At 50.1% G+C, this 11,478-nt stretch carries 6 protein-coding genes; 4 read left to right on the forward strand and 2 right to left on the reverse strand.

Annotated features, from left to right (window positions below; genetic code table 11):
* Positions 1-286 precede the first annotated feature (286 nt).
* Positions 287-6,610 carry an Ig-like domain-containing protein gene (locus tag LVJ85_RS12865; protein WP_244740238.1) on the reverse strand — a complete coding sequence of 2,108 codons (6,324 nt, stop codon included), beginning with the start codon at positions 6,608-6,610 and terminating at the stop codon, positions 287-289.
* Between the two features lie 514 nt (positions 6,611-7,124).
* Here LVJ85_RS12865 and hpaR point away from each other — a divergent pair.
* From hpaR to accC, 4 genes are all read left to right on the forward strand, one after another.
* Positions 7,125-7,562: a homoprotocatechuate degradation operon regulator HpaR gene (hpaR, locus tag LVJ85_RS12870; protein ID WP_115134191.1), complete on the forward strand. Its 438-nt coding sequence runs from the start codon at positions 7,125-7,127 to the stop codon at positions 7,560-7,562.
* Positions 7,563-7,575: 13 nt separating this feature from the next.
* The gene (hpaC, locus tag LVJ85_RS12875) at positions 7,576-8,082 is read left to right on the forward strand and encodes a 4-hydroxyphenylacetate 3-monooxygenase, reductase component (protein ID WP_115134190.1); all 507 of its coding nucleotides are present in this window, start codon (positions 7,576-7,578) and stop codon (positions 8,080-8,082) included.
* Between the two features lie 489 nt (positions 8,083-8,571).
* Positions 8,572-9,039 (forward strand): acetyl-CoA carboxylase biotin carboxyl carrier protein, encoded by a 468-nt coding sequence (gene accB, locus LVJ85_RS12880; protein WP_244740240.1) that lies wholly within the window; start codon positions 8,572-8,574, stop codon positions 9,037-9,039.
* Positions 9,040-9,136: 97 nt separating this feature from the next.
* Positions 9,137-10,498 carry an acetyl-CoA carboxylase biotin carboxylase subunit gene (gene accC / locus LVJ85_RS12885; RefSeq protein ID WP_244740242.1) on the forward strand — a complete coding sequence of 454 codons (1,362 nt, stop codon included), beginning with the start codon at positions 9,137-9,139 and terminating at the stop codon, positions 10,496-10,498.
* Positions 10,499-10,861: 363 nt separating this feature from the next.
* Here the strand turns inward: accC and LVJ85_RS12890 are convergent, their stop codons facing one another.
* Entirely contained in the window at positions 10,862-11,278 is a 417-nt protein-coding gene (locus LVJ85_RS12890) for a glycine zipper domain-containing protein (protein WP_244740245.1), read from the reverse strand.
* Positions 11,279-11,478: the final 200 nt, after the last annotated feature.

Consider the following 11,478-nt stretch of genomic DNA (forward strand, 5'->3'; position numbering starts at 1 on the left):
CCTTATCCAATGGCTTTTTATCTATTATTTTGTTTTACATCAATTTTAGCGGATAAGAATTTGAAGCTCAAAATACCTGTTTTAAAAATATCAGGCAGGCATTAATGCGTAATATGTTGATTTGATTGCAGCCCGGTAAATCAGGTTTGCTTTAGACGAAACTCGGTTACGCATTTACATTTAAAATGAAGTACGGAATATTGGTTAAACGAAAGATGTGATTCAATATTTGCGGCACTAAAAATGCCGTCTGAAATTTCAGACGGCATCTGTTGGAGCATACGGTTTACACTACTTGGAAGCTGTTTTGCTCAATGTTCAAATTGGCATTCAGCGTAGCGAAGTGGATGGCATCACCTTTGCCGCTGCCGTCTTTGTCGTAAGTCAGATAACCGGTATTTGAATCATATTTCACATACTGATTCCATTCATCCATGGTATTGGTCGTCAAACTGTCGAAGATAGTGGCTTTCAGTTCGATCATGTCCTCACCCACTTTGAAATCAGTGATGGTATCAACGCTGCCGTCCAACTCGGTATCGAATACGAATACATCTCTGCCTTCTCCACCTGTCAGTGTATCGCTACCTGCGCCACCGATAATGCGGTCGTTGCCGGCCATACCGTTGAGCGTGTTGTCGGCGCCGTTACCCATGATGGTATTGTTGCCTTCATTGCCTTGGCCTGTGATGGCGGTAGTACCGATCAAGGTCAGATGCTCCAAATGGTTGCCCAAGGTGTAGCTTTCTATGCTGCTGAACACATGGTCTTCACCTTGATTCTCGTGTTCAGTGACTACATCGCCCGCATCATCAACCATATAGGTATCGTTGCCCGCACCGCCGTTCAACTTGTCGGCTCCGGTTCCGCCGTCTAGGTAATCGTCGCCCTCGCCGCCGTTTAAGGTGTCGTCACCTGCACCGCCGTAAATATTGTTGGCGGCTTTGTTGCCGGTGAGCACGTCTTTATGTGCCGAACCGATCAGATTTTCAATCTGCGTGCCGAACCCGATAAACGCTTGGCCTTCGGTGTAGGTGTTGAGCGTCACTTTGTCGCCCGCTTTAGGGCCGCCTATATTGTCTTTTTCCTTCAAATCGAAATACTTGCGCATATCGTATTCGGTTCTGTCTTTCACGCCGAAGGTTTTTTCACGGCCTTCGCCCACATAAATCCATGATCCCGGCGTCAGGTTAACGTTAACACCCTGTTTTTCCTCGGAAGCATCAAACGTATCGACACCGCCGGCATCCCAGATATAGCGGTCGCCGTCACGACTGTACATGTTGTAGTTTTTAAACGTGTAAATGTCGTTGCCCGTGCGCGTATTCTGGTTGGGGCCGTAAGCGTATTGCAGGTAAGCCAAGTCGTAAGGACGCAGCTGGCCTCTGTCTAAGAAAGTGCCGTTGTTGGCATAGGCGTTATACGACATGTTGGAAAACTCTATGCTTTCTTCTTTGCCATAATCGCCGGTAAAGCCGTTTGACGTATGCGTCATGCCCAAGGTGTGGGTAATTTCGTGCAACGCCGTGTATTTCAGGAAAGCTTTGCCCCAACCTGCGTAATGGTGGCGGCTGTTCCAAGCAACCAAGCCGCCGTTGTAGGCAATGGCGGATGCTCCGTCAAAACCGTTGGTCAAGTTGCCCATGAAATAGTTGGTATTGGCCTCTTCTTTTTTGCTGACTTCCACAAACTGGATATTGGCTACTTCGCTGATTTCTTTATAGGCTTCTCGCACGATGTCTTGCAGCTCGGTCGAATAAGTCGACATAGACGAGCGGTCGATATAGCGGTTGTAGTTTTCCGGCAACTCGCTGATTTCATTCAAATTCATAAAGTGATATTTAATCACAGCCGGTTTGCCGTGTTCGCCGCCAAACGGGATGTTGTAGCTGCGCCCGCCCAAACTTCCTATCTTTTCAATGAAATACGGGAAATTATATTCTTCCGACGTATGGTCGCTCTTGATGGCGCCACTATTCAAACGCTGGTGAGCATTGACAAATGCGCTGTCAACCTGCTTCAAAGACGCGTAGTGCTCGACATCGCTTACCGTTACCGCTTTGCCCGACAAATCCTTCGTATGCAGCACGGCTTTTACGGCATGATCGCTGTCGGCTGCCAAGTCGTGCGCGGATACTTGTGCCGTGAAAGTTTTATCGCCAGCCACTTGCGCGGTGTACACTTTGCCACCCACTTCGAGGCTGACATCGTCTCCGGCTTTGGCTGTGCCGCCGACTGTACCGCTGACATTGATCATGCGTTCGCCGACAGTCTCGGCCACGACATATTTGCCGTCTGAAGTTTTTTGAATATACGAATCGGTAAATTTAACTTCTTTAATCTGAATAGGAGTATTTTTATTTATCTCTAAAATTCTGTAAGAACCGTCGGGCCATTGAACAGACTCATATAGCTGAGGATCAGCCTCTACGCTGCTTATCTTCAGTTCCTTCCCTTTCAAGGCAGCCAGCTCGGCAGTAGGAATATCCAGGAAGAAGCTGCGGTCACTCTTCACACCGGCTTTGTATGTTTTATCGCCAATCTCTACGGTGATTTGGCGCATACGTTCACTGTTCATGCCCTGTGCAAACTTGCCCTCTAATTCGACCTTGCCGTAGATGCGGGTATTCGCTTCGGTTTGGGAAACATCCAAGCTGAAATCGCCGTCAATCTGATTAAGGTTGATTTTGGCTGCGGCAGCATCGTCCACACCGTAGCTGCGGGCGGCTTTGGCCGAGTTTGCTGCTTCGCCTGCGATTCGGGCGAAAACGGTATAGCCTGAGTTATTCAACAATTTGCCGGCTTCAACGGTTGTGCTGAATGTCGAATTTTGCTTCACCTCTACATTCAGTTTTTCATTACCTATCGTCAGCTCCACCATCTGCCCTTGTACAGCTTGGATTCCCGAAACACTACCGGAAATTTCGATTTTTTTGCCGGCTTCAGTCACGTTGATCAAATCATCGCTGGTAATAGCATTCAGCTTAATTTGAACATCTCCCTGCTTCACGCTGTATCCGCGGCTGGCTTGTGCGGTGCCGACGTTACCCGCAGCATCCGTTGTAGTCATGGCAGCCCGCACTACCGGTTTGTCTGCCCCGGTAAATTCATCAGCCGCTACTTCAACACTGAACACGCCTGCGTTATCAATCGACAGCTTATGCTCTTTATTATTAATAGTCAGAGTAACGGTATCTTGGTCTTTAAACTCGCCCTCGACTTTACCCGAAACAGTAACCTTGTCGCTTGATCCAGCATCGACCACATCATCTGCACCAATCGCATTCAACACGATGCTCGGCTTAGGCAGTGCGGTATCAACCTCAAATGTTTTTTCAGCAGAATGTGAAGCAGTATTGCCGTATTTGTCTGCCACACTAACATGCACATCTACTTTTTTCAGACGGCCTTCTTCTCTAGCAAGAGTGGTTGCAGGTACATTTAAAGTCCATTGTTTACCTGAAACATCGGCAGTATAGGCAACGCCGCCGATTTCAACGGTAACGCTCACCGTATCCGCCACAACCGTGTCGCCTAAGGTCAACGAGCCTTTGATGCTCACTTTTTTAGGAAGATGCGCGGCATTAATGGGGTTATTCTCATTGATGCTTTCGACCGTCACAGACACGCTGGGCGGTGTGGTTTGCTGTACGTAGGTTTCGGTGCTTTCTGCCACCGGCGTGCTGCGGCCTGCCATGTCCTTCAACATACCTTGTGCACTAACGGAAGTATTGGCTTTCAGCTCGTCTGTGGGCACGGCTACGCTGAACACCGAGCCGGTAAGGGTAGCAGGATACTCTTTGTCGCCAACACGCACGGTTACCGATTGGGCTTCATCTCCCTCGCCGATTTTGGTTACTTTACCGGTAATGGTCACGGTAGGTTGCGTCAACTCTTCTTGGTTGAGTACGCCGTCACCGCCCACTTTGTCGAAAACGATTTCGCCTTGCGGTGGTGTCTTATCTACCCGGAAATCACGTGATGTGGTGGCTTTACCGTCGCCTCTGTTGCCCGCTTGGTCGATACGGTCCACGCTCACACTCATTCCATACTTACCGTCGTTGCGGCCGGGAATGATGCGGTCGATTTCAACTTCTGCGCTGTATCTGCCGTCTTCTTGCACGGTGGCGGTGTAGGTATTTTTACCTATCTTGATCGTAACTATCTCGCCCGTTTTTCCATCGTTGACTTTACCGCTGATAATAACGGTAGGCCGGGCAATCTCATCGGCATCAAACACATTGTCGCCGGTAATGCCGTCGATTGTGATGCTGGTATTGTTAGCTAAATCAAAACGGTAAGACTGGGAAGAAAAGATTAACGGCTCATCGGGATTCTTAATGAACGCGCTTAATGTGCCGGAGACTTCTTTAATATTGTGTTTAAATCCCAAAAACGACAAAGGTACTGACGTACTGAAACGGCCGTCTGAAACTGCTACCTGAATGGTGCCGCTGCTTGTTGCCAGATTTACAGAAACGCCGTCGGCAATATTTTCAACCCTGCCGGACACAGTAATATTGCCGTCTCTGGCTTCCTCTTGGTTGATGATATTGTCTTCGGCAATAGGATCGAGATGAATAACAGGTGTCGCTTTGCCTACCGTATAGCTTCGGCTGGCCTCTGCTGCGGCCCGGTTGCCCGCCGCATCGGCAACAGTAGCCGATGCACGCACTTCGGTTGCCGCCGCCAGCACGGCAATCGGTATTGCAGCGGTAAAGATGTTGCCGCTTACTTGGGCAGAATAGGCCGTTCCGTTGACGGATACAGACAAGCTTTCGATACGTTCGCCTTCTTGCAAGCCGGAAATTGTGCCGGAAACACTATAAGGGTCGGCTGCTTTCCGCTCTTCAGGGCTTAATAGGTTATCTTCGCCGCCAATCGGATTAATCGACAAGGTAACTGACGGCGCTTCCAAGTCGGTGCTGTAGCGTTGGACGGTTTCTGCCGTTGCCGTATTGCCCGCATCATCTTGCGAGCTGACTTTGGCTTTAATCAGGTTATAGCCTTCTTTTTTCAGCGTTTCTCCCGAAAAATCAACCGAAAACGCGCCATTGCGTACTTTGGCTAAAATATCAATCCATTTCACGCTGCCGCAGCTTTCGCAACCGCAAGATACGATCACATCTTCTCCGTCGGCCACATCGCTTACTTGGCCGCTGATGGTAACTTTGTTTTTCGATTCGGCAAGATTGAGTATGTTGTCGCCTGCCACATTGTTCAAACTGATTTTGGGCGAATATTCGGTATCCACGCGGTATTCGCGCTCTGCCGTGCCGGTTGCGCTGTTTGCGGCATCGTCTCGGGTTGTCACTTCGGCGAAAATACGGCCGTGGTTAACCAGAGTTTTGGTATCTACGGGCACCGAGAAAACGCCGTCTTTGACCGTACCCCGATATTGGACTTCGCCGACTTTCAACACAATTTCATCACCGTTTTGCGCATGGACAACCCTACCGGTAACGGTAATCGAAGCCGCTCGTGATTCCACCAGATTGATGATGTCGTCTTGCGCCACCGCATCAATTTCGATAACGGGTGTCGTGATTTGGGTATCGATAGTGTAGGTTTGCTCGACGGTGCGGGTATGAGCGTTGCCTTCTGCATCCTGCGCGGTCACGGCAATGGCGATTTTCTGCTCGCCCTGCAAACCGGCCAAAGCGTTACTGTCTAATTTCAGGCGCCAAGTATCACCGCTGATTTCCGCGGCATACACTTTCCCGCCCACCGTGACCGATACGGCAGGCGCAGTCAATCCGGCATCCATATTCAGACGGCCTGACAACACCAAACCCTGTTCAGGCTTGATGGAATCGGCATTGATAACGTTGTTTTCCCCCATCGGATTCAAGGTAATCTCAGGCTTGAGCGGAGGGGTTTGCTCGGTATTTTCTTGACGGTCAGGATTGGCTGTATTGTCTTGATTGGCCGTATCTTGCTTGTCTTCAGGTTTAGTTGGTGGAGTAGGCTCAGCATTATCCTGACGGTCGGGATTGGCCGTATTGTCTTGATTGGTCGTATCTTGCTTATCTTCGGGTTGAGTCGGCGGAGTAGGCTCAACATTATCCTGACGGTCGGGATTAGCCGTATCTTGTTTGCCTACCGGTTGTTCGGGCAGATTTTTATCTGAATTTTCCTGCGGTTTGCTGTTGTCGTTTTTCTTGTCGGAACCGCCGCTGCTTGCCGCGGCAATACCTGCTACCGCCGCGCCAGCTACTGCGGCAGCCGTCCATAACTGCGCACCGGTTGTCCAGCCAGTAATACCCACTTCTTCGGCCACTGAGGCAGAAATCCGGGCCAGTGATGCTTCATCGGCGGCGGTTGCAAATGTCGAGCCGGTATCGTTTAAGTAGCGGCTGTTTTCTATCGGGAAGTTTAAGCGGTAATCTTTCAACACCAAATCGGGCGATTCGTCTTGAACACCGTCTAAAAACACCCACAAATCATTTTCCACCCATTGCATTAGCGGATTGGCTACTGCTTCTCCTGCCGAATCCAGCACGAGATAGAGCGTATCCGGCTCTGCCTGCACAACGGCAGCTGCGCCTTCCTCCAAAAACAATGCTTCAGTTTGTCCGTTACGGGTAATGTTGAGAGTATAAGATTTCATAAGTTTTCCGGTTCGCAAGTGCAATAAATGCTTATAGTTAAAAAATGTAGGCGCTCAATCTCATTCAGATCTTGACGGTTGTTCAATATAAAGTCCGGCAACATACTGTAAGGCAAATAAGCTTCGCCGATATGTTAATAACAAAGTCCATTATAGATTAAAGCATCAGATATTGTGATATTCGGTATTATTTTTTAAACAAACGGCATAAAACTGATATAAAATAACAACAGTTACAATCATTTTATCAATTTTCAGACGGCCAAACTGTCCTTTACAGCCCAAGAGCCGGTTACTTAACCATTTACTGCTACCGACCTCGACGCTCTCTGATAACATCGTATCAATATAGTGTTGATACGCTTATTTGATTATAATCACTCAGTTTTCTTACCTTCACGATCCGTTGCGGTTTCAGTATTTGATTGAGGTTCACAGCGTATTGGAATAATATTAACTACTGAAAGCACACCAAACACAATACACACACAACGGCAGACCACGGAGAACCACTATGGCTCACTCATCCAAACACGCATCCATGAATATCAGCCTCATACAGGCGCGCGAAGCACTGATGACCCAATTCCGCCCCATTCTGCACAACGTCGGCCTCACCGATCAGCAATGGCGCATCATCCGTTTGCTGGCAGAAAACGGTACTTTGGATTTCCAAGATTTGGCCAATCAAGCGTGCATCTTGCGCCCGAGCCTGACCGGCATTCTGACGCGTCTCGAAAAAGCCGGATTGCTGGTGCGCCTGAAACCCTCCAACGACCACCGCCGCGTCTATCTGAAATTAACCGGCGAAGGCGAAGCGCTTTACCAATCGCTCGGCGAAGAAGTCGATAAATGCTACGACCGCATCGAAACCGTTTTCTCAAAAGAAAAAATGATGCAGCTGCAAACCCTGCTCAGCGAACTTTCCAACATCGGCAAAATGCTCAAATAACCACACACACGACATGACCGAGAACATTCCGGACCACGCACTCCAACCTTTTTTCCGTGATGCCATGGCCTCGTGCGCAGCCGGCGTTCACGTGATCACCACCGACGGCGGCGCGGGTCGTTACGGCATTACCATGACGGCGGTTACCCCGGTTACCGACGCTCCGCCCACTGTAATGATCTGCATCAACCGCCGCTCTGCCATCATTCCCATTCTTCAGGCCAACGAACATTTGTGCATCAACGTATTGTCGGCCGCCCAGCAAGATGTGGCCGAACATTTCGCCGGCATTACCAAACTCTCGCCTGAAGAGCGCTTCGAATACCATATCTGGCACCGCGGCCAAACCGGCCAACTGGAAGTGGAAGGCGCACTTGCCCATCTCCACGGCAAGATTACCGCCCAACACGATATCGGCACGCATCATGTTTTTTATGTGTTGATCGACGAAATCAAAGTGCACGACACCAACGAGCCTGCGCTGGTGTACTTCCGCCGCCATTTCAACCAACTGCCGTAGCCAAGCAACTTCAGTTTGACTGTTGCACCTTGCCCCACAATCAGAAAGGCACTGCCAACGCAACATGAGGCTTTTACGAAACAAAAGCCGTTTCATAAAAGCCTCAAGCACAATTCTCACAACTTAATTTGCCGCTAGCCCAACCACATTTTCAGACGGCATCACAGATCAATAAAAAGCACGTTCGGCGCATTGCCCCGTATGCAAACCTTAACGTTTTTTTATCTTTGGGATTTCGAGTTAGAATAAATACTCATCAGGGTTTCCAGCCCTTTCCGCCATTCTTGGCATTTTTCCCGTTCGAACCCAAAACCGCCTTTTTTTGATATTTTACTGGACATTTAGCAGCAAGTTAGTAACAATATCCGTATATCTTTTTCCGTAACCGCCTATAAACACAGGCGCAGTATTCCCTCTGCTGTGCAGCATGAAGACAATAAAACCGGCTGCGCGGCACTCATAGCTTTACATTAAGCAAAAGGAACCTTTATGGACTTACGCAAACTGAAAAAATTGATTGATTTGGTTGAAGAATCGGGTATCGCCGAAATCGAAGTGACCGAAGGCGAAGAAAAAGTCAGAATTACCCGTTCTACCGCTCCCCAGCAAGCCATTTATGCTGCGCCGACTGCCGTTCACCATGCCGCGCCCGCACCTGCCGCTCCGGCTGCGCCCGTCGCCGCACCTGCGGCAGCGCCTTCTGCTCCGGCTGCACGCGACCTGAGCAACGCACAAAAATCACCGATGGTCGGCACGTTCTACCGCGCACCCAGCCCCACTTCTCCTCCGTTTGCAGAAGTAGGCCAAACCGTTAAAGCTGGCGACACATTGTGCATCATCGAAGCCATGAAGCTGATGAATGAAATCGAAGCCGAAAAATCCGGCGTTATCAAAGAAATCTTGGTTGAAAACGGCCAACCCGTCGAATACGGCGAACCCCTGTTTATCATCGAATAACCGTATCATTTTCAGACGGCCTTCACATGCAGGGCCGTCTGAATTGCTTAAAATTCAGAACAAAGCCATGCTTTGAACCTTCTTCTGAAAGACTCTTATGCTGAAAAAAGTATTGATTGCCAACCGTGGCGAAATCGCGCTCCGCGTATTACGCGCCTGCCGCGAAATGGGTATCGCCACCGTAGCCGTACATTCCGAAGCCGACAAAGACAGCCTGCACGTTAAACTGGCCGACGAATCGGTGTGTATCGGCCCGGCCCCTTCTCCCCAAAGTTACCTCAACATTCCCGCCATTATCGCCGCTGCCGAAGTAACCGGCGCCGATGCCATCCACCCCGGATACGGCTTTTTGGCTGAAAACGCCAGCTTTGCCGAGCAAGTGGAACAATCCGGCTTCGTGTTTATCGGCCCCCGCGCCGACACCATCCGCCTGATGGGCGACAAAGTATCGGCCAAACACGCCATGATCGAAGCCGGCGTACCTTGCGTACCCGGTTCCGACGGCGCGCTGCCCGACGATGATGCCGAAATCCTCAAAATCGCCGGTAAAGTCGGCTTCCCCGTGATCATCAAAGCATCCGGCGGCGGCGGCGGACGCGGTATGCGCGTGGTCGAGAAAAAAGAAGACCTGCTCAAATCGGTAGAAATGACCAAAACCGAAGCCGGCATGGCATTCGGCAACCCCATGGTATACATGGAACGCTATCTGCAAAAACCGCGCCACGTCGAAATCCAAGTTTTGGCCGACGAGCAAGGCAACGCCATCTACTTGGGCGAGCGCGATTGCTCCATGCAGCGCCGCCATCAAAAAGTGATTGAAGAAGCACCTGCTCCCGGCATTACCGAAAAAGAGCGCAAAAAAATCGGCGAAGCCTGCGTGGCCGCGTGCAAACGCATCGGCTACCGCGGCGCTGGTACATTTGAATTCCTGTATGAAGACGGCGAATTCTTCTTCATCGAGATGAACACCCGCGTTCAAGTAGAGCATCCCGTTACCGAACTCATCAGCGGCGTGGACATCGTTCAAGAGCAAATCCGCGTTGCCAGCGGCCTGCCCCTGCAATACCAGCAGAAAGACATCGTGCTGGAAGGCCATGCTTTCGAATGCCGTATCAACGCCGAAGACCCCTACAACTTCATCCCCAGCCCCGGCCCGATTACCAGCTGCCATCTGCCCGGCGGATTGGGCGTGCGTGTGGACAGCCACATTTATCAGGGCTACCGCATTCCGCCCAACTACGACAGCCTGATCGGCAAAATCTGCGTACACGGCAAAGACCGCGAGCAGGCAATGGCGAAGATGCGCGTAGCTTTGGCCGAACTGGCGATTACCGGCATCAAAACCAACACGCCGCTGCACCGCGACCTGTTTGCCGACCCCGGTTTCCAAGCCGGCGGCGTCAGCATCCATTATCTGGAGCATTGGCTGGAAGAACGTAAAGCCAAACAGCAAGACTGATCATCCAAACCGCCTGACTATTCAGGCGGTTTTTTTTAGGCTTCTCTCTAAGGCCGCGACCTTTGTGCAATTCGGATAAAAGCCTTAAACCATGCTTGATGCCGTCTGAAAGCGAACTTGGGGAGTTTCGCTAAAACGAGCTTTGCGAACTTCGTCAAAACGAACATTGTGAGTTTCTCTAAAACCCACGAAGTCGGTTTCACACAAAACCGTTTTCATAGCAGCAAATCTACAACCCACTCCCTACAATTTATTTGAACAAAAAAATTTGAATCGTCACTACTTTGCAAAGCCAAAGGCCGTCTGAAAAAGTTTTCAGACGGCCTTTGGCTCAAATCACATTACCGATTGAGGGTTTAAACATCAATCATCATCGCGATCACGTTTGTGGCGCTTGTGTTTCTTGCCATACTTTTTGTAGCTGGCATGATGAGAGCGGTATTTGCGTTTTCTGTCATCATCGTCATCGTCGTCGTAATAGTAATGATGATGGTGGTGGTGTCTGTCGCGGTACACCACCTCGCGGCGGCGGTTTTCACGCTCGGCAGCTTCGCGCTTCTGGTTACGCTTGGCATACAGATTGCCTGCCGCGCCGCCCACAGCTGCACCGATTAAAGTGCTTTCCATATTGTTACCGGCTGCTTTGCCGATCACACCGCCCACGGCAGCGCCCACAATCGTAGCCGTTGTACGGTCGGTCATGCGTGCCTGCGCCAACGGTGCTGCGACCAGCGCCGAAGCGGTCAACACGCTTATGATGGATTTACGGACAATATTCATAAAAATCTCCGTCGAGTTTCGGGGAATATTTTATTTGTACTACAAAATGCCGGAAATTGCCGACATCATCGGATATAAGGACTATTTTCAGCAACCTGCGGTATCATATCCTACCCATTTGAAAATACGCGCCTGCCTTGTGTTCCGTTTTTGAAAGTTTTGCAAAGGCGTTACCACCGGCACACGCCATACGGTTTCTT

It is taken from the genome of Neisseria sp. Dent CA1/247 (assembly GCF_022870825.1).
GTDB classification, from domain to species: Bacteria; Pseudomonadota; Gammaproteobacteria; order Burkholderiales; family Neisseriaceae; genus Neisseria; species Neisseria zoodegmatis.